Source organism: Streptomyces sp. XH2 (assembly GCF_049725035.1).
Taxonomy (GTDB): Bacteria; Actinomycetota; Actinomycetes; order Streptomycetales; family Streptomycetaceae; genus Streptomyces; species Streptomyces roseoverticillatus.
On record NZ_JBMMMZ010000007.1, the window covers coordinates 204,339 to 222,898 of the forward strand.

Here is an 18,560-nt window from a genome sequence, read left to right on the forward strand (position 1 = left end):
CCGCCCGCGCGGAGTGCGGTCCTCCCCGCGCGGGCAACCCCGACGGCCGGCAGCAGCTCGCTCCACGCCGGCAGCACCACCTACGCGGGCAGCACCGACTCCAGGAACGACTCCACGGCCTGGCGCCAGCCCTCGGGCTGTTCGTAGTGGACGAGGTGACCCGCGTCGGGCACCTCGGCGTACGTGCCGCGGGGCAGGACGCGGACCATCTCCTGGGCCTCGGCGCGGCCGAGCTCCCCGTCGGGGCCGCGGACGACGAGGGCCGGGCACTCGACGAGGGCGAGCTCCTCCCAGTGGGCGTCGTGGGCGTAGGTCTCGCGGGCCTGGAGCATCTGGCGGCGGGAGAAGGCCGGGCGCCAGCCGTCGGCGCGCTCGGCCATGATCTCGGCGTAGTAGTCCCCACGGGCGGGCCTGGGGCGCTCCAGGGTGGGGTCGCCCTCGGCGAACCACTTGCGGACGTCCGCGAGCGTGGCGAAGGGGACCGGCCAGGAGCGGAACCACTCGCCCCACTCGCGCTGGGTGGCGGTGCCCAGCGCGGACGCCCGCATGTCGCAGATGACCAGGGCGCGGACCAGGTCCGGGCGGCGGGCGGCGAGCTGCCAGGCGGTGAGCGCGCCCATGGCGTGGCCGATCAGGACGGCGGGTGCGAGATCCAGGCACTCGATCGCGGCCACGGCGTCGGCGATGTAGGCGTCGCGGGTGTACGGGCCCTCGGCCGGGCGCTCGCTGCGGCCGTGGCCCCGCTGGTCGAGGGCGACCGCGCGGTGCCGGCCGGACAGCCAGCGGGCGGTCTCCGCCCAGTGCGCGGCGCGGCCCATCAGACCGTGGAGCAGCAGCACCGCACCGGCGCCGCCCTCTTTGGCCCCGCAGAGGCGTTTGGGCGGATCGGCGAACTCCCAGGCCGCGAGCCGTACCCCGCCGCTCCCACTCACGTCGATGCGCCGAACCATGAGACCTGGCACCTCCTACTCTTCCCCGAGCAGTTCCACGATCACGATATAGAACCTGCGTTCGAATGCATGCTCAACGCGCACAACACCCCTCGTTCGAGTGACCTCAGGGAAGGGTTGGCCGGCGGCACCCAGGGGATTAATCGACCTGGGCGCGGACTGCTCGGGGAAGAAGGTCCGCGGGGCGGACCCTGGGAGCTCGGGGCTCCGGGTCGCCACGGGGGTATATGGGGAGGCAGGGCCCCGGCTGCCCGGAAGGGCGCCGGGGCCCTTGTCACGCCCCGCCGGCCTCATCGCAGTCCCCCTCCCCGAGACAGCGGCGTGCCGCGCATATGCGCGCCAGCGCCAGCGTGGCACGGCCGGGGCGGCTCCGTGCCCGTTCCGCCGACTCCAGCCAGATTCAGGGGAGTTGACGCAGCAAGACGCCCCGCGGCGGGCTGCACGGGGCAGCCCGGTCCGGCGGGGCGTGAGTGAGGCGCGAGGCGGCGGCTCAGCGCTTGGCGACGAAGACGTGCGCCGCGATGTCCGGCTCCAGCTCCGTGGCCTCACCGCTGCTGCCGACGATCACACCGCCGGCCGAATCCGTCACGCTGACCACCGCGCCGGGCTGCACGCCCGCGCGCCGCAGCGAATACATCAGCTGGGCGTCCGTCTGGATGGGCTCACCGATCCGGCGTACGACCACGGTCTTGCCGTCGGACCCGGCGTCCAGGTCCATCAGGCTGACCATGTCCTCATTGAGCAGCGGGTCCGGCTCGGCCTTCTCGCCCAGCTCTTCCAGGCCCGGGATGGGATTGCCGTACGGCGACTCGGTGGGGTGGCGCAGGAGCTCCAGCACGCGGCGCTCCACCGCCTCGCTCATCACGTGCTCCCAGCGGCAGGCCTCGGCGTGGACCTGCTCCCACTCCAGGCCGATCACGTCGACCAGCAGGCACTCGGCGAGGCGGTGCTTGCGCATGACGCGCGTGGCCAGCCGGCGGCCCTCCTCGGTGAGCTCCAGGTGCCGGTCGCCCGCGACGGACACCAGGCCGTCGCGCTCCATGCGTGCCACGGTCTGGCTGACCGTCGGGCCGCTCTGGTCGAGCCGCTCGGCGATTCGGGCACGCATGGGGACCACACCCTCCTCCTCCAGCTCGAGAATGGTGCGGAGATACATCTCCGTGGTGTCGATCAGTCCGGACATGCGTGCCCCTCGATAAGTCGTGCGCGTGGCCCCTGGCCCAATTCTGACGCATGCCACCGACAACGGTGGCGGGTACGGCCCCGGTCCGCCCGCCGTATTGACAGGGCGCTGGTCCAGACCGCAACGTGATCCGCGCCACGAGCGTACGCCCAGACCGTACGCGCCACCGGATCTCGATCTAAGGAGCCCCGCAGCGATGAGCGAGAACAAGCTGGCCGGGCAGTTCTTCGACGCCGCGATCGGGCTGCTGCAGCGGGTGCGCGACGAGGAGGCGGAGCACATCACGGCCGCGGCCGCCCTCCTCGCCGACACCGTGGCGGACGGCGGCCGGCTCTTCGTCTTCGGCGCCGGCCACTCCTCGCTCCCCGCCCAGGACGTCGTCTACCGCGCGGGCGGCCTCGCCCTGGTCAACCTCCTCGCCGTCCCCGGTGTCGTCGGCCTCGACGTCATGCCGGCCACGCTCGGCAGCGCCCTGGAGCGCGTCGACGGCCTGGCCGGCGCGGTCCTCGACACCAGCCCCGCCGAGGCCGGTGACGTCCTCGTCGTCATCTCCCTCTCCGGCCGCAACTCCCTGCCCGTCGAGATGGCCATGAACGCCCGCGCGCTCGGCGTCCGCGTCATCGGCGTCACCTCCCTCGCCTACGCCGAGCACACCAAGTCCCGCCACTCCTCCGGCACCTTCCTGAAGGACCACTGCGACCTCGTCATCGACAGCAAGATCGGCATCGGGGACGCGGAGCTCACGGCGGACGGCATCGCGGCCCCCTTCGGCCCCGCCTCGACGGTCGTCACCAGCGCCCTGATGCAGGCGGTCGTCGCCGCCGCCGCGGGCGAACTCGCCGCCCGCGGCATCGACCCGCCGATGCTGCGCTCGGGCAACGTCGACGGCGGGCACGACTGGAACGGGCGGCTCCTGGAGGAGTACGGGGACCGGATCTTCTTCCGGCACCGGTAGGGGGCGTACGCAGTACGGGGGCTGCGGGCCGCGGCCCTACCGCGCCGGTCCCGCCAGGTCGATCGACGCCGCCACCCGGCACGCGATGTCCTCCGCGTACGTCGCGTCCGAGCGGTCGAACGGGCGGCGGGACGGGCCGCGGAGGAAGGTGACCGCGCCGAGCGTCCGGCCGCGGCTGCGGAGGGCCGTGGCGAGGGCGTGCACGGTGCCCTCGGGCCACTTGCGGGCGGTGGCCCAGGTCTCGGTGCAGTCGGAGGCCGCGCGGACCGAGCCGCAGCGCTCGACGGCCTGGAGGGCGGGGTGGCCGTCCGGGTACGGCACCGGGAGGCCGCCGCGGCCCGTCGCCGGGCAGGGGCCCGGCGTGCCGGCGGGCGTGGCGGTGGCCCTGATCAGCCGGACCGGGGAGTCGGGGGCGGGCTGCGGCTCGGGGAGCAGGTCGATCAGGGCGTGGTCGGCGAAGCCGGCGAGGGCGAAGTCGAGGTAGAGGGAGGCCGCTTCCATGGGGTCCTCGCACTCGGCGACGGCCCGCCCGGCCCGGTGCAGCTGGCTGGCGCGGAAGCGCAGCCGGGCGCTGTCCTGCTCGGTGAGGCGGGCGGTGGTGACGTCCAGGAACAGCCAGGCCACGCCCAGCGGCACCGGTTCCTCGGCGAGCGGCGAGGCCAGCCGTACGAAGCCGCTGCGCCAGCAGCGGCGCTCGGGCGGGGCGCCGCCCTGGTCGCGGAGGGTCACCCACAGGTCGGTGGGGGCGGGCGGGGCGCCCGCCGCGAGGACGTGCTGGAGGGCGCCCTCGACCTCTTCCACGCCCTGCTCCAGCAGTTCGCCGAGCGGGCGGCCGAGGAGCGCGGTGCGGCCCGTGCGCAGGGCCCGTGCGGCGTGGGCGTTGGCGAGGGCGGGCCGCAGGTCGGCGTCGACGAGGACGACGCCCCACGACGCGTCCCCGAAGAGGGCCTCGCTGAGCGCGATGGAGCGCTCCAGGTCGATCTGGGTGTGGACCTCGCTGAAGGCGCAGTACACCCCGGCGGGCCGCTCGCCCGCGCCCGGCACGGCCGACAGCTGGGTGCGGACCAGCACCCGCCCGCCGTCCTTGGTCAGCAGCGCGAACTCGTGGACGTGCCGCCCGGGGGCCGCCATCGCCCCGTCCAGCCGGGCCGCGACCTCGGCGGCGTCCGCGGGCCGCACCGCCCAGCCGGCCAGGCCCTGCCGGCCGACGGCCTCCGCCGCGGTCCAGCCCAGTATCCGTTCGGCCTCGCGGTTCCAGTGGGTGACCGTGCCGTCGGCGTCGAAGGCGCACAGCGCGGTGTCCATGCCGTCGAGGAGCGCCGCGAGGAGGCCGGAGTCGTCGCTGTCGGAGGCGCGTTCGGAGGCGCGCTCGGCGCCGCCCGCGGCTTCCCCGGCACCGGGCGCCGGGATCGCCGGGCGGGCAGGGCCTGACTTGTGTGGTGCGGTCACGAGGTACCCCCAGCTGGACGCGTCTGCATGTCCTGCACGACGGGTCATTCAACTCGACCGTGATGGGCACCACACCGTCTTCGGGGAAATCGTTGCCCACCGGAAATTCGGTTGTCGCTCACCCGCGCGCTTCCTAGGGTGGTGCGCACACGAGAAGGGAGGTGGTTCGGGACATGGTTTCATTCCGGACGCGTGAGGTGACTGCGGGCTAGCGCCCGTCGTCGCGCCAAGCGCAACGCCGGTCCTCCCAGACTGCAGCTGGGGGACGCGCCGGCCAATCCCAAGCAGTCACCCGGTCCGTGGGCCGCCGAGTCGTCCGCTCGGCACCGCCGCTCCCCAGGGCGCGTCGGTAACCGGCCCACGGATCGTCTGCTTTATCGCTTTATCGCCTTACGGGCCTTCCCGGCCTCACGGGCTTTACGGGCCTTACGAGCCTTACGGGCTGAGCCGCTCCACCCGCCACGCCTCGCCTTCGCCGCCCTCCCGCACGTACCGCAGCCGGTCGTGCAGCCTGTTCTCGCGCCCCTGCCAGAACTCCACGCTCTCCGCGGTCACGCGATAGCCGCCCCAGCCCGTCGGCACGGGCACCGGCTCCCCTTCCGGATAGCGGGCCAGCAGCCGCTCGTAGGCGGCGTCGATCTCCTCGCGCGACGACACGACGGCCGACTGCGCGCTCGCCCACGCGCCCAGCTGCGAGCCGCGCGGCCGCGAGTGGAAGTAGACGGCCGTCTCCGCCGGGTCCACGCGCTCGGCCGTGCCGGCGACGATGACCTGACGGCCGATCGGGTGCCAGGGGAACAGCAGCGAGACGTACGGGTTGCGCGCGAGGTCGGCGGCCTTGCGGGAGCCGTAGTTGGTGTAGAAGACGAAGCCGTGGTGGTCGTAGGCCTTGAGGAGCACGGTCCGGGAGCTGGGCCGGCCGTCGGGGTCGGCCGTGGAGACGACCATGGCGTTGGGCTCCCGCAGCCCCGCGGCGAACACCTCGGCGAACCAGATGGCGAACTGCTCGTACGGATCGGGGGCGAGGTCCGCCTCCGAGAGGCCTTCGGAGCCGTACTGCTCGCGCATGGCGGCGGCGTCCAGCGCGCCGCCGTGGAACTCGGGGGCGGGGAACTCGTCGGCGTGGGTCACGGGCCCATCCTGTCAGCAGGCGCACCCCGATCAGCAGATGTACCTGCCCTCCGGCGGCCCTCCGTAACCCTCCCGCGGGCAAAACCCCCACTGTGCCGGACATCACCTTTCGCCGCATGTGGCGAACCCCCCAAAATCGCAGGGCGGGAAGCTGTGGTACCCGCACATCACCGGCTATCGTTTCCGGCCGGAATCCGGAACGAGCCCGCCCGTCAGGGGTCCGGGCGCGGAACCGGGTGAAGACCCGCCGCACGGGGCATGACCCGGTTGACCGACGACGGACCCGCAAGGCCGTACGCAGCGACGCACGGACCGCGGACCGCACCAGGGACAGGCAGCAGCCGCGCCCGACCGGGCCTCGCGCCCCAGCTGTCGCACACGTCACGAGGAGCCGCCTGATGTCCGACTTCGTACCCGGACTCGAAGGAGTCGTCGCGTTCGAGACGGAGATCGCCGAACCCGACAAGGAAGGCGGCTCCCTCCGCTACCGAGGCGTCGACATCGAGGACCTGGTCGGCCAGGTGTCCTTCGGCAACGTCTGGGGCCTGCTGGTCGACGGCTCGTTCAACCCCGGCCTGCCGCCCGCCGAGCCCTTCCCGATCCCCGTCCACTCGGGTGACATCCGCGTCGACGTCCAGTCCGCGCTCGCGATGCTCGCCCCCGTGTGGGGCCTCAAGCCCCTCCTCGACATCGACGAGGCCACCGCCCGCGACAACCTCGCCCGCGCCGCCGTCATGGCCCTCTCCTACGTCGCCCAGTCGGCGCGCGGGCAGGGCCTGCCGATGGTGCCGCAGCGCGAGATCGACAAGGCGGAGACCGTCGTCGAGCGCTTCATGAAGCGCTGGCGCGGGGAGCCCGACCCCCGGCACGTCAAGGCCGTCGACGCCTACTGGACGTCCGCCGCCGAGCACGGCATGAACGCCTCCACGTTCACGGCCCGCGTCATCGCCTCCACCGGCGCGGACGTGGCCGCGGCGCTGTCCGGCGCGGTCGGCGCCATGTCCGGCCCGCTGCACGGCGGCGCGCCGTCCCGCGTCCTCGGCATGATCGAGGAGATCGAGCGCACGGGCGACGCGGTGGCGTACGTCAAGCGCGCCCTGGACAACGGCGAGCGCCTCATGGGCTTCGGCCACCGCGTCTACCGCGCTGAGGACCCGCGCGCCCGCGTCCTGCGCCGCACGGCCCGCGAGCTGGCCGCTCCGCGCTACGAGGTCGCCGAGGCGCTGGAGAAGGCGGCCCTGGAGGAGCTCCACAACCGCCGCCCGGACCGTGTCCTCGCCACGAACGTCGAGTTCTGGGCGGCCATCGTCCTGGACTTCGCCGAGGTCCCGGCGCACATGTTCACGTCGATGTTCACCTGCGCCCGCACGGCCGGCTGGAGCGCGCACATCCTGGAGCAGAAGCGCACGGGCCGCCTGGTCCGCCCCTCGGCCCGCTACGTGGGCCCGGGCCCGCGCGACCCGCGCGAGGTCGACGGCTTCGCCGACATCACGGGCAAGGCGGCGGTCGGGGGCTGACCAGCTGTGTACGGGCGGTCGTGCGACCGCCCGTACGCGCCGTCACAGCAGGTCGCCGAGGACCGCCGTCCAGTGGCTCACCAGGCGTTCGCGCCGGGCGCTGTCGTCGGTGAGGAGGGTCGCGAGGCCCAGGCCGCGGCACATGTCGAGGAAGCCCTGGACGGTTTCGCGGACGCCGGGGCGGCGCTCGTCGGCGCCGAGGAGCTCCACCGCCATGCGGTGCACCTCGCGGCCGACGCGCGCCTCCAGTTCGGTGACCGGAACCCGCAGCGCCGCGTCGTTCGCGGCGGCCACCCACAGGTGCAGGGCGGCGCGGAACAGCGGGCCCGTGCACAGGTCCACGAGCTGGCCGACGGCCATCTGCGTACGGGCCGGGCCGGTGATCAGCCGCACCTGGGGCAGCAGGCCGCGTGCGGCCGCCGACCGCTGTTCGGCGACGTATGCGACGGCCGCCGTGAAGAGTTCCTCGCGCGTGCGGAAGTGGTGCTGGGCGGCCCCGCGCGAGACGCCGGCGCGCTCGGCGACGACGGAGACCGTCGACCCGGCCCACCCGCGCTCGGCGAGGCAGGCGACCGCCGCCTCCAGGAGCCGCTGCCGCGTGGCGCGGCTGCGGTCCTGCTTGGGGAGGCTCAGCGGTCCCATACCGGCTCCCTGCGCTCCAGGAAGGCGGTCATGCCCTCACGGGCCTCGGAGGAGGCGAAGAGCCGGGCGGACAGGGCGGTGAGAGCCTCCGCGTCGCGGTCGAAGGCCCGCCGCACATCGGCCGTGGCCAGGGCCTTCGACGCGGCGAGGCCCTGGGGCGAGCCGCGCCGCAGCCCGTCCAGGATCGCCTCCAGCTCCCGCTCCCCGGCCGTGACGAGCCCGATCCGTACGGCCTCGGCGGCCCCGAACCGCTCGCCGGTCAGGTAGTAGCGAGACGCGGCACGCGCGTCGAGGCGCGGCAGCAGCGGCAGCGATATCACCGCGGGCGCGAGCCCGAGCCGGGCCTCGGTGAAGGCGAACGTGGCCGCCTCCCCCGCCACGGAGATGTCACAGGCGCCCAGCAGCCCCAGGCCTCCGGCGCGCGCGTGGCCGTCCACCCGCGCCACGACCGGCTTGCCCAGCTCGACCACGGCGCGCATCAGCCGTACGAGGGCCTGCGGCCCGTCCGCGCCCGCCTCTGTCAGATCGGCCCCGGAACAGAAGGTGTTGCCGGTATGGGTCAGCAGAACGGCACGCGTCCCCACGTCCTGCCCCACCGCCTCAAGCGCTTCCAGCAGTTCGGCGACGAGCCGGGACGACAGGGCGTTGCGGTTGTGCGGGGAGTCCAGGGTCAGGGTGGTGATGCCGTGCTCGGAGGAGCGGCGGACCAGCGTCATGGAAAGCCACCTTTCTCAGTACGACTTGGGGAGGCCCAGCGTCGTGTGCGACACGTAGTTGAGGATCATCTCCCGGCTGACCGGGGCGATCCGCGCCACCCGCACCGCGGTGAGCAGGGGGGCCAGCCCGTACTCGCTCGCCAGGCCGTTGCCGCCGAGGGTGTGCACGGCCCGGTCGACGGCCCGGACGGCGGCGTCGGCGGCGGCGTACTTGGCCATGTTGGCCGCCTCGCCCGCGCCCATGTCGTCGCCCGCGTCGTAGAGATGGGCCGCCTTGAGCATCATCAGCCGGGCGAGCTCGATCTCGATGTGGGACTGGGCCAGGGGATGCGCGATGGCCTGGTGCGCGCCGATGGGCTCGCGCCAGACGGTGCGCGTACGGGCGTAGCCGACGGCGCGGGCGAGGGCGTGGCGGGCCATGCCGAGGGCGAAGGCGGCGGTCATGACGCGTTCGGGGTTGAGGCCGGCGAAGAGCTGGAGGAGCCCGGCGTCCTCGTCGCCGACAAGAGCGTCGGCGGGCAGCCGCACCTGATCGAAGGTGAGCTCGAACTGCTTTTCCGGCGCGGCCAGTTCCATCGGAATGGCAGCCTTCAGAAAGCCCGGGGCGTCCCTCTCCACGACGAACAAACAGGGTTTGAGCTTCCCCGTACGCCCGTCCTCCGTACGGCCCACGATCAGCGTCGCGTCCGCGATGTCCACACCCGAGATGAAGACCTTGCGGCCGGTGAGCACCCACCCGTCGCCCTCCCTCCGCGCGGTCGTCGTGATGCGGTGGGAATTGGACCCCGCCTCCGGCTCGGTGATGCCGAAGGCCATCCGGTACGTCCCGGCGGCGATGCCGGGAAGCCACTTCCGCTTCTGCGCCTCGGTGCCGAAGCGGGCGATGACGGTGCCGCAGATGGCCGGCGAGACGACCATCATCAGCAGGGGGCAGCCCGCGGCGCCGAGCTCTTCCAGGACGATGGCGAGCTCGGCCATGCCGCGCCCGCCGCCCCCGTACTCCTCGGGAAGGTTCACGCCGAGGTAGCCGAGCTCTCCGGCCTCGGCCCACAGTTCGTCGGGGTACTGGCCGTCGCGGACGACCTCGGTGACGTAGTCGCGCCCGTAGCGCTTGCCGAGCGCGGTGACGGCGGCGCGCAGGTCGCGGTGGTCCTGGGATTCGGTGAAGCTCATGGCGTCGGCTCCTCGGTGACGACGGCGAGCAGGGACCCGACCTCGACCTGACGGCCGGGGACGGCGTGCAGGGCGGTGAGCGTGCCGGTGGACGGCGAGACGATGCGGTGCTCCATCTTCATGGCCTCCAGCCACAGCAGGTCCTGGCCGGCCTTGACGGCGCACCCCTCGGCGACCCCTTCCGCGAGGCGGACGACGGTGCCGGGCATGGGGGCCAGCAGGGACCCGGGGTCGGCGGGCGCGGCGGCGGGGTCGGGGAAGCGGGGCAAGGGGGTGAAGGCGTGGGCGCCGGACGGTCCGTCGACGTGGATGCGGTCGCCGTAGTCGGAGACGTCGTAGCGGGCACGGAGGCCGCCCGCCTCCAGCACCACGTGGGTACGAGCCGCCTCCACCAGACGGACTCCGTCTCCGGCCTCCAGGCCGTGCCGGGTGAGGCGGTACCGCACGGTGTGCTCCTCGCCGTCCGGTACGGAGCGGTAGCGCTTCTCCTGAGGCTGGGAGGGGAGGTTGCGCCAGCCGCCGAAACGGGAGCGGCCTTGCGCGTCCGCGAGGGCCGCGGCCAGCGCGGCGATCGCGGCGCCCTCGCCGCGCGGGGCGGTCAGCTCGGCCAAGTGCCGTTCGTAGAAGGCGGTGTCCATCCGCGCACCGGCGAATTCCTCGTGCCGAAGGGAGCGTACGAGGAGATCGCGGTTGGTCACCGGGCCGTGGATGCGGGCGCGCTCCAGCGTGCGGGCCAGCAGGCGGATCGCCTCCGGCCGGGTGGGGGCCCAGGCGACGACCTTCGCCAGGAGCGGGTCGTAGTGAGACGTGACGGTGTCACCCGGCCCGAACCCCGTGTCCACGCGGACGTATCCCGCGCCTTCGGACGGCCCCGGACCCCCGCCTCGGAGCCCCCGGGCCCGGCCCCCCACCGACAGCTCCCGCACCACCCCCACCTGCGGCCGCCACCCCGCCCCCGGATCCTCCGCGTACAACCGGGCCTCGACCGCATGCCCCACCGGCACCGGCACCGGCACCGCGGAATCCAGCGCCGCCCCCTCCGCCACCCGGATCTGCAGCGCCACGAGATCCACCCCGTACACCGCCTCCGTCACCGGATGCTCCACCTGCAGCCGCGTGTTCATCTCCAGGAAGAACGGCCGCCCGTCCGGCGTCACGAGGAACTCCACCGTCCCCGCCCCCACGTACCCGACCGCCCGCGCCGCGGCGACCGCCGCCCCGGTCAGCTCCTCGGCCGGGCCCGCGCCCAGTCCGGGCGCCGGCGCCTCCTCGATCACCTTCTGGTGGCGCCGCTGCAGCGAGCAGTCCCGCGTGCCCAGCGCCCGCACCGCACCGTGTGCGTCGGCCAGGATCTGCACCTCCACGTGCCGCCCGCCCTCCACGTACGGTTCGACGAACACCTCGTCGTCCCCGAAGGCGGCCATGGCCTCGGCGCGGGCGGAGGCGATCTCGGCGTCGAGCGCGGCGAGGTCGCGGACGACCCGCATCCCCCGCCCGCCGCCGCCCGCCGCCGCCTTGACGATCAGCGGCGGCTCCCCCGCGACCAGCACCGGGACCCCCGCCTCCGCCATGATCCGCTTGGCGCGCGTCTTCGAGGCCATGGCCTCGATCACGGAGGGCGGCGGCCCGATCCACACCAGCCCCGCGTCGATGACGGCCCGCGCGAACTCCGCGTTCTCGGAGAGGAATCCGTACCCCGGGTGCACGGCGTCCGCGCCCGCGGCGAGCGCGGCCCGCACCACCAGGTCCCCCCGCAGGTACGTGTCCGCGGCGGCGTTCCCCGGCAGCCGCACCGCCACGTCCGCCTCCCGGACGTGCAGCGCTCCGGCATCGGCGTCCGAGTGGACGGCCACGGAGGCGATGCCCAGCTGCCGGCACGTGCGGAAGACACGGCAAGCGATCTCACCCCGGTTGGCGACCAGCAGTGACTCGATCATCAGCCCACCCCGAATCCTTCACATCCGAAAGACGCCGAACCCGCCCCGCACGCCCTCGACCGGCGCCGAGTGGATCGCGGACAGGCACATCCCCAGCACGGTCCGCGTGTCGCGCGGATCGATGACGCCGTCGTCGTAGAGCCGCCCGGAGAGGAACATCGCGAGCGACTCGGACTCGATCTGCCGCTCGACCATCTCCCGCAGCGCCGCGTCGGCTTCGTCGTCGTACGGCCGGCCCCTGGCCGCCGCGGACTGCCGGGCGACGATGGACAGCACGCCGGCCAGCTGCTGCGGCCCCATGACGGCCGACTTGGCGCCGGGCCAGGCGAACAGGAACCGCGGGTCGAAGGCGCGCCCGCACATGCCGTAGTGCCCGGCCCCGTACGAGGCGCCCATGAGGACCGAAAGGTGGGGCACGCGGGAGTTCGCCACCGCGTTGATCATCATCGCGCCGTGCTTGATGATGCCGCCCTGCTCGTACTGCTGCCCCACCATGTATCCCGTGGTGTTGTGCAGGAAGAGCAGCGGCACGTCACGCTGGTTGGCGAGCTGGATGAACTGCGCGGCCTTCTGCGACTCCTCGCTGAACAGCACGCCCTGCGCGTTGGCGAGGATCCCCACGGGATACCCGTGGAGACGGGCCCAGCCCACCACCAGGCTGCTCCCGTACCGGGCCTTGACCTCGTCGAAGTCGGACCCGTCCACGACACGTGCGATGACCTCGCGGGGATCGAAGGGAACCTTCAGATCGGCCGGGACCGCACCGAGGAGCTCGTCCTCGCCGTACAGCGGCGGCTCGGCGGGGGCCGGATCGGGGTGGGCCTTGCGCCAGCCGAGCCGGGCCACCACCCGCCGCGCGAGCCGCAGCGCGTCCCGCTCGTCCACGGCGAAGTGATCGGCGAGGCCGGACACCGAGGCGTGCATCTCCGCCCCGCCCAGCGACTCGTCGTCGCTCTCCTCACCGGTGGCCATCTTCACGAGCGGCGGTCCGCCGAGGAAGACCTTCGCCTGCTCCTTCACCATGATCACGTGATCCGACATGCCGGGGACGTACGCACCACCGGCCGTCGAGTTGCCGAAGACGACGGCCACCGTCGGCACACCGGCGGCCGACAGCCGTGTCAGATCCCGGAACAGCCCGCCTCCCGGGATGAAGATCTCCTTCTGGCTGGGCAGGTCGGCACCGCCGGACTCGACGAGCGAGACGACCGGCAGCCGGTTGGCGAACGCGATCTCGTTCGCCCGCAGGGCCTTCTTCAGCGTCCAGGGGTTGCTGGCGCCGCCCCGCACGGTCGGGTCGTTGGCGGTGATGACGCATTCGACGCCCTCGACGACACCGATCCCGGTGACGATCGACGCGCCGACCGCGTAGTCGCTGCCCCAGCCCGCGAGCGGCGACAGTTCCAGGAACGGCGTGTCGGGGTCGATGAGGAGTTCCACGCGCTCGCGGGCGAGGAGTTTGCCCCGCGCCCGGTGCCGGGTGACGTACTTTTCCCCACCGCCCGCGAGCGCCCGCGCGTGCTCGGCCTCGACGGCGGCGAGCCGCTCCAGCATGGACGCCCGGTTCGCGGCGTAATCGGCGCCGGCCACATCGAGTCGGGACGACAGCACCGTCACAGCAGCTCCTCCGGCAGCACCGTCACAACAAGACCTCCGGTATGTCCACGTGCCGGGAGCGCAGCCACTCCCCCAGCGCCTTGGCCTGCGGGTCGAAACGGGCCTGGGAGGCGACGCCTGCGCCGAGCAGCCCCTCGACGGTGAAGTTGAGGGCGCGCAGCCCGGGGTACGCGTGCCGCGCGACGGGCAGCCGGGCGGTCTCGGGCAGGAGCTGCCTGAAGCGGGAGCCGGTGAGCTCGTGGGCGAGCCACCGCCACGCCGCGTCCGACCGGACCCACACGCCCACGTTCGCCGAGCCGCCCTTGTCGCCGCTGCGCGCCCCCGCGACGAGCCCGAGGGGGGCGCGGCGGACGGGCCCGGGCGGCAGCGGGGCGGGGAGCGCGGCCGGCTCGACGGGGTCCGGCTCCTCGGCCGCCACCGGAGCCGCGGGCACCCGCAGGCGCGTCCCGTCCGGCAGCACGGCGGTGTGCCGGACGGCGTACGCGTCCACGGACGCGGACGCGAACACGCCGTACGGGGAGCCCGGGCCGGGCGGCGCGGTCAGGTGGAATCCGGGGTAGCCGGCCAGGGCCAGCTCGACGGCCGCCCCGCTGACGGCGCGGCCGACCGCCTCCGGGTCGGGGTCGCGCACGGCCAGGCGGAGGAACGCGCTCGCCTCCTCCTGCACGTCCGCGTCGGCGTGATCCGTCCGGGCGAGGGTCCACCGGACCTCCGCGGGCCGGCGCCCGGCCAGGGCGTCCTCCATCTGCACGCGTGCGAGGCGGGCCTTGGCCTCGATGTCGAGGCCGGTGAGCACGAACACGACCTCGTTGCGCCAGCCGCCCACCCGTGTGAGCCCCACCTTGAGCGTCGGCGGCGGGGCCTCCCCGCGGACGCCGCTGATCCGCACGCGGTCGGGGCCGTCGTCCGTGAGCCGGACGGTGTCCAGCCGGGCGGTCACGTCGGGTCCCAGGTAGCGGGGGCCGCCCGTCTCGTAGAGGAGCTGGGCCGTGACCGTGCCGACGGTGACGGCGCCGCCCGTGCCGGGGTGCTTGGTGATGACGGCCGAGCCGTCGGGGTGGATCTCGGCGATGGGGAAGCCGGGCCGGAAGGCGCCCTCCCCCGCGGGGTTCCCGGTGCCGTGGTCGGTGAAGCGCTGGGTGAAGTGCTCGGTGAGGTGCTCGGTGAGGTGCTCGGTGAAGAAGGAGTAGTTGCCGCCGGTGGCCTGCGTGCCGCACTCCAGGACGTGCCCGGCGACGACGGCGCCCGCGAGCCGGTCCAGGTCCTCGGCGAGCCAGCCGAAGTGCGCGGCGGCGGGGCCGGTGACGAGGGCGGCGTCGGTGACGCGCCCGGTGACGACGACGTCCGCGCCCGCGCGCAGGCAGGCGGCGATGCCGGCACCGCCGAGGTAGGCGTTGGCGGTGAGGACCTCCGGGCCCCAGTCGCGCCCGGGCTCGCGCAGCAGGTCGTCGCCCTCGACGTGGGCGACGCGGACGTCGGCGCCGACGCGGCGGGCGAGGGCGCGGATCGCCTCCGCGAGGCCGCCGGGGTTGAGCCCGCCCGCGTTGGTGACGATCTTCACGCCGCGGTCGGCGGCGAGGCCGAGTCCTTCCTCCAGCTGGCCGAGGAAGGTCTTCGCGTAGCCGCGGGAGGGGTCCTTGAGGCGGTCGCGGCCGAGGATGAGCAGGGTGAGCTCGGCGAGGTAGTCGCCGGTGAGGACGTCGAGGGGGCCGCCGGTCAGCATCTCGCGGAAGGCGTCGAAGCGGTCGCCGTAGAAGCCGGAGGCGTTGCCGATCCGTAAGGGGCTCGTCCGTAGGGGGCTCGTCGGCAGGGAGCTCGTCCGTAAGGGGAAGGAGGGGTCTGTCACTGGGGGCCGCTCCCTCGGGGGGTCGTGTCAGGACGGAGAGAGCGTGTCAGTGCGAATAAAAACAATCAAGCGTGCTTGCCTTTATTTTTCGGCCAGTTGTGGTCCGGTACGGAGCGCCTCCGCGAGGAGCTCCGCGAGGTGGCGCGCGCGGGGGCCGTCGCCCGCGAGCTGGGCGATCTGCGTGCGGCAGGAGAACCCGTCGGCGAGGATCTCGGCTGCCGCGCCGCCGTGCCGGGCCGCTCGGAGGGAAGGCAGCAGCTGCTCCTCCGCGCAGGCCACGGACACCTCGTAATGCCCTTTCTCGAAGCCGAAGTTGCCCGCCAGGCCGCAGCACCCGCCGCTCAGCTCGCCCACCAGGCCGGCGCGTTCGCGCAGGCGGCGCTCGGCGGCGTCGCCGAGGACGGCGTGCTGGTGGCAGTGGGTCTGCCCGGCCACGGGACGGTCCAGGCGGGGCGGCTGCCAGTGCGGGGCCAGTTCTTCGAGGACCTGGGCGAACGTACGGATATTCCCGGCGAGTTGGCGGGCGCGCGGGTCGTCGGGGAGCAGTTCGGGGAGGTCGGTGCGGAGGGAAGCGGCGCAGCTGGGCTCCAGGACGGTGACGGGGAGGCCGGCGTCGAGGGCGGGGGCCATCAGATCGAGGGTGCGGCGCAGGGTGCGGCGGGCGCGGTGGAGCTGGCCGGTGGAGATCCATGTCAGGCCGCAGCAGGGCGCCTTCGGCGGGACGGCGATACGGAGCCCGGCGCTCTCCAGCACCGTCACCGCGGCCCGGCCGACCTCCGGGGAGAGGTGGTTGGTGAAGGTGTCGGGCCACAGCACGAGGTCCGCGCCTCCGGCGCGGCCGTCTTCCCGCCCGCCCGCGCGTTCCCCGGAACCGGGCCGGTCGGCGGTGGCGCCACCGCCGAAGTGGCCGGCGCCGCCGGACGAGGAACCGCGGCCCCCGGAACCGGGCCGGCTGCCGGCGGGGCCACCGCCGCCGGATGACGAGCCGCGTTCCCCGGATCCGGACGGCCCACCAGTAGAAGGACCGCCGCCGCCCCGCCCTGGGGAAGCCGCCGGGCCCCGCCGGGGAGCCGGCGCCTCGCCGGCCGCCGGCCCACCGCCCGCAGGAGCCCCGCCGGCCGGACCGACCCCCGTCCGTGAGGCCGCCGGGGCCGGCCCGGCGTGCCCCCGCTCGGCCCACCAGCGCACGAACGACTCGTTCGCGAGCCGTGGGATCGACCGCTCCGGCGCGATCCCCCCGAGCCGCTTCGCGGCCGCGGCCAGCGGGCCGGCGGCGGTCAACCGGTTGACGACCGGCGCCCTGCGAACCGCCGCGACCCCTCGCAGCCACAGCGGCAGCCACCCCATCGCGTAGTGCGCGGCGGGCCGCGGCCGGCCCGCGTAGTGGTGGTGGAGGAACTCCGCCTTGTACGTGGCCATGTCGACGCCGACGGGGCAGTCGCTGCGGCAGCCCTTGCAGGCCAGGCACAGGTCCAGCGCGCCGCGGACCTCCTCCGAGCGCCAGCCGTCCGTGACGACCTCGCCGGCCAGCATCTCGTGCAGGAGCCGGGCGCGGCCGCGCGTGGAGTGCTGTTCCTCGCGCGTCACCCGGTACGACGGGCACATCACGCCCGCCCCGCCGGTCGCCGTCTCACGGCACTTGGCCACGCCCACGCACCGCCGCACCGCGCCCGCGAAGTCGCCGTCGTCGTCCGCGTAGCCGAAGACCACCGGCAGCGGCCGCCGCGGCAGCACGTCGAAGCGGAGGTTCTCGTCCAGCGCGTAGGGCCGTACGAGCATGCCGGGGTTGAGGCCGCCGTCGGGGTCCCAGAGGTCCTTGAAGCGCTCGAAGAGCCGGACGACGTCCGTCCCGTACATCTTCGGCAGGAGCTCGGCCCGCGCCTGCCCGTCGCCGTGCTCGCCGGACAGGGATCCGCCGTGGGCGACGACCAGTTCCGCGGCCTCGCCGGAGAAGTCCCGGAAGCGCCGCACCCCGTCCGCGCTCAGCAGGTCGAAGTCGATGCGGACGTGGATGCAGCCGTCGCCGAAGTGGCCGTAGGGCGCGCCGTGCAGGCCGTGGCGGCGCAGGAGGGCGCGGAAGTCGCGCAGGTAGGCGCCGAGGCGGGCGGGCGGGACGGCGCAGTCCTCCCAGCCGGGCCAGGCCTCGGTGCCGTCGGGCATGCGGGTGGCGGTGCCGGCGGCGTCGTCCCGGACGCGCCACAGGGCGCGCTGCCCGGCCGCGCCGGTGACCACCACGGCGCCGGTGGTCGCCGGTGCGGCGGCCCGTACGAGCTCTTCGGCGCGCGCACGGGCCTCGGCGGCCGTGGCCCCGCCCGTCTCGGCGAACAGCCACGCCGCGCCCTCGGGCAGTCCGGCCGCCGCCGCGCGGCCCACGAGGTCGGCGGCCATGCCCTCGACGGTCAGCGGCCCGTGCGGCAGGAGCAGGTGGGCGGCGTCCGCGGCGGCGCTCTCGTCCGCGTACGCCAGCACGGCCAACGCGCGGGCCCGCGGCGCCTCCACGAGCCGTACGGTCGCCTCCGTCAGCACCCCGAGCGTGCCTTCGCCGCCGGTGAAGGCACGGGCCACGTCGGTGCGCCGCTCCGGCAGCAGGGCGTCCAGCGCGTAGCCGGAGATGCGGCGCGGAAGGCCGGGGAAGCGGGTGCGCAGGGCCGCCAACTCGCTGCCGACCAAGTCGCGGAGGCCTTCGGCGAGCCGTTCGGGCAGCCCCTCCCACCCCTGTCCGAGCCGGGCCCGCTCGCCCGCGTAGGTGAGGACGTCCAGCGCGTGCACGTTGTCGGCCGTCGTGCCCCAGGCCACGGAGTGCGCGCCGCACGCGTTGTTGCCGATCATGCCGCCGAGCGTGCAGCGGGCGTGCGTGGACGGGTCGGGGCCGAACGTCAGGCCGTGCGCGCCCGCCGCGTCCCGGAGCGCGTCGAGGACGACGCCGGGCTGGACGACGGCCGTACGGGCTTCCGGGTCGATCGCCGTGATCGCGTTCATGTGGCGGGTGAAGTCGAGCACCACGCCCTCGCCCGTGGCCTGGCCGGCGATCGAGGTGCCGCCGCCGCGGGCGACGACCGGCACGCCGTGCGCACGGCAGACGGCGAGCGCGGCCGCCACGTCCCCGGCGTCGCGCGGGGCGACCACGCCCAGGGGCACGCGCCGGTAGTTCGAGGCGTCCATGGTCGCGAGGGCCCGGTCGGCGGCCCCGAAGCGGACGTCGCCGCGCACGTCCTTCCGGAGGGCGGCGGCCAGCTCCCCGCGCAGTGCCTCGCGGTCCCCGCGGCCTACGCCGCCGCCACCGCTTCGGCGGCCTTCGCCGCCTTCGCCGCCATCGCCGCCACCGCCGCCACCGTCAGCGTCACTCTCCACAAGATCAGCCATACCTCCCATACTGCACAGCCCCCGCCCGTCCCCGTCTCACCGAACGGACGTTTTACTGATCGGAAACTCCGCACGGACTAG

Annotated in this window: 13 protein-coding genes; 2 read left to right on the forward strand and 11 right to left on the reverse strand. The window is 74.4% G+C overall.

Annotated features, from left to right (window positions below; translation table 11 throughout):
- Window positions 1-80 precede the first annotated feature (80 nt).
- Together ACOTKD_RS16125 and ACOTKD_RS16130 are read right to left on the reverse strand one after the other, a co-directional pair.
- Window positions 81-950, reverse strand: a complete 870-nt coding sequence (locus ACOTKD_RS16125; protein WP_424889632.1) for an alpha/beta fold hydrolase — start codon at window positions 948-950, stop codon at window positions 81-83.
- A gap of 490 nt (window positions 951-1,440) precedes the next feature.
- Entirely contained in the window at window positions 1,441-2,133 is a 693-nt protein-coding gene (locus ACOTKD_RS16130; RefSeq protein WP_030369085.1) for a metal-dependent transcriptional regulator, read from the reverse strand.
- Between the two features lie 196 nt (window positions 2,134-2,329).
- Here ACOTKD_RS16130 and ACOTKD_RS16135 point away from each other — a divergent pair, with 196 nt between their 5' ends.
- Window positions 2,330-3,088: an SIS domain-containing protein gene (locus tag ACOTKD_RS16135; RefSeq protein WP_424889633.1), complete on the forward strand. Its 759-nt coding sequence runs from the start codon at window positions 2,330-2,332 to the stop codon at window positions 3,086-3,088.
- Between the two features lie 36 nt (window positions 3,089-3,124).
- On the opposite strand, the gene ACOTKD_RS16140 is transcribed toward ACOTKD_RS16135, so the two are convergent.
- Window positions 3,125-4,585: a PAS domain-containing protein gene (locus ACOTKD_RS16140; RefSeq protein ID WP_424889634.1), complete on the reverse strand. Its 1,461-nt coding sequence runs from the start codon at window positions 4,583-4,585 to the stop codon at window positions 3,125-3,127.
- Between the two features lie 387 nt (window positions 4,586-4,972).
- Window positions 4,973-5,605: a pyridoxamine 5'-phosphate oxidase gene (gene pdxH / locus ACOTKD_RS16145; RefSeq protein WP_424889842.1), complete on the reverse strand. Its 633-nt coding sequence runs from the start codon at window positions 5,603-5,605 to the stop codon at window positions 4,973-4,975.
- Between the two features lie 461 nt (window positions 5,606-6,066).
- Here pdxH and ACOTKD_RS16150 point away from each other — a divergent pair, with 461 nt between their 5' ends.
- Entirely contained in the window at window positions 6,067-7,185 is a 1,119-nt protein-coding gene (locus tag ACOTKD_RS16150; RefSeq protein ID WP_424889635.1) for a citrate synthase 2, read from the forward strand.
- A 42-nt stretch (window positions 7,186-7,227) separates the two neighbouring features.
- On the opposite strand, the gene ACOTKD_RS16155 is transcribed toward ACOTKD_RS16150, so the two are convergent.
- The 7 genes from ACOTKD_RS16155 to ACOTKD_RS16185 form a co-directional block, all read right to left on the reverse strand.
- On the reverse strand, window positions 7,228-7,827 hold the full coding sequence (locus ACOTKD_RS16155) for a TetR/AcrR family transcriptional regulator (RefSeq protein ID WP_424889636.1): 600 nt from the start codon (window positions 7,825-7,827) through the stop codon (window positions 7,228-7,230).
- Window positions 7,815-8,543, reverse strand: coding sequence for an enoyl-CoA hydratase family protein (locus tag ACOTKD_RS16160; RefSeq protein WP_424889637.1), 729 nt, complete (start codon window positions 8,541-8,543; stop codon window positions 7,815-7,817). Before ACOTKD_RS16160 ends, ACOTKD_RS16155 begins: the two co-directional genes overlap by 13 nt.
- A 15-nt stretch (window positions 8,544-8,558) precedes the next feature.
- Window positions 8,559-9,716, reverse strand: coding sequence for an acyl-CoA dehydrogenase family protein (locus ACOTKD_RS16165; protein WP_424889638.1), 1,158 nt, complete (start codon window positions 9,714-9,716; stop codon window positions 8,559-8,561).
- Window positions 9,713-11,653 carry an acetyl/propionyl/methylcrotonyl-CoA carboxylase subunit alpha gene (locus ACOTKD_RS16170; protein ID WP_424889639.1) on the reverse strand — a complete coding sequence of 647 codons (1,941 nt, stop codon included), beginning with the start codon at window positions 11,651-11,653 and terminating at the stop codon, window positions 9,713-9,715. Before ACOTKD_RS16170 ends, ACOTKD_RS16165 begins: the two co-directional genes overlap by 4 nt.
- An 18-nt stretch (window positions 11,654-11,671) precedes the next feature.
- Entirely contained in the window at window positions 11,672-13,270 is a 1,599-nt protein-coding gene (locus ACOTKD_RS16175) for an acyl-CoA carboxylase subunit beta (protein ID WP_424889640.1), read from the reverse strand.
- A 22-nt stretch (window positions 13,271-13,292) separates the two neighbouring features.
- Window positions 13,293-14,993: an acyclic terpene utilization AtuA family protein gene (locus ACOTKD_RS16180; RefSeq protein WP_424889843.1), complete on the reverse strand. Its 1,701-nt coding sequence runs from the start codon at window positions 14,991-14,993 to the stop codon at window positions 13,293-13,295.
- Window positions 14,994-15,197: 204 nt separating this feature from the next.
- Window positions 15,198-18,479 (reverse strand): FAD-binding and (Fe-S)-binding domain-containing protein, encoded by a 3,282-nt coding sequence (locus tag ACOTKD_RS16185; protein ID WP_424889641.1) that lies wholly within the window; start codon window positions 18,477-18,479, stop codon window positions 15,198-15,200.
- Window positions 18,480-18,560 lie beyond the last annotated feature (81 nt).

Coding starts and splice junctions, on each gene's coding strand:
- ACOTKD_RS16160 (WP_424889637.1), bottom strand. CDS start 8,543: ATGACGCTGGTCCGCCGCTCCTCCGAGCACGGCATCACCACCCTGACC.
- ACOTKD_RS16140 (WP_424889634.1), bottom strand. CDS start 4,585: ATGACCCGTCGTGCAGGACATGCAGACGCGTCCAGCTGGGGGTACCTC.
- ACOTKD_RS16180 (WP_424889843.1), bottom strand. CDS start 14,993: ATGCTGACCGGCGGCCCCCTCGACGTCCTCACCGGCGACTACCTCGCC.
- pdxH (WP_424889842.1), bottom strand. CDS start 5,605: ATGCGCGAGCAGTACGGCTCCGAAGGCCTCTCGGAGGCGGACCTCGCC.
- ACOTKD_RS16155 (WP_424889636.1), bottom strand. CDS start 7,827: ATGGGACCGCTGAGCCTCCCCAAGCAGGACCGCAGCCGCGCCACGCGG.
- ACOTKD_RS16135 (WP_424889633.1), top strand. CDS start 2,330: ATGAGCGAGAACAAGCTGGCCGGGCAGTTCTTCGACGCCGCGATCGGG.
- ACOTKD_RS16170 (WP_424889639.1), bottom strand. CDS start 11,653: ATGATCGAGTCACTGCTGGTCGCCAACCGGGGTGAGATCGCTTGCCGT.
- ACOTKD_RS16165 (WP_424889638.1), bottom strand. CDS start 9,716: ATGAGCTTCACCGAATCCCAGGACCACCGCGACCTGCGCGCCGCCGTC.
- ACOTKD_RS16130 (WP_030369085.1), bottom strand. CDS start 2,133: ATGTCCGGACTGATCGACACCACGGAGATGTATCTCCGCACCATTCTC.
- ACOTKD_RS16125 (WP_424889632.1), bottom strand. CDS start 950: ATGGTTCGGCGCATCGACGTGAGTGGGAGCGGCGGGGTACGGCTCGCG.
- ACOTKD_RS16150 (WP_424889635.1), top strand. CDS start 6,067: ATGTCCGACTTCGTACCCGGACTCGAAGGAGTCGTCGCGTTCGAGACG.
- ACOTKD_RS16185 (WP_424889641.1), bottom strand. CDS start 18,479: ATGGCTGATCTTGTGGAGAGTGACGCTGACGGTGGCGGCGGTGGCGGC.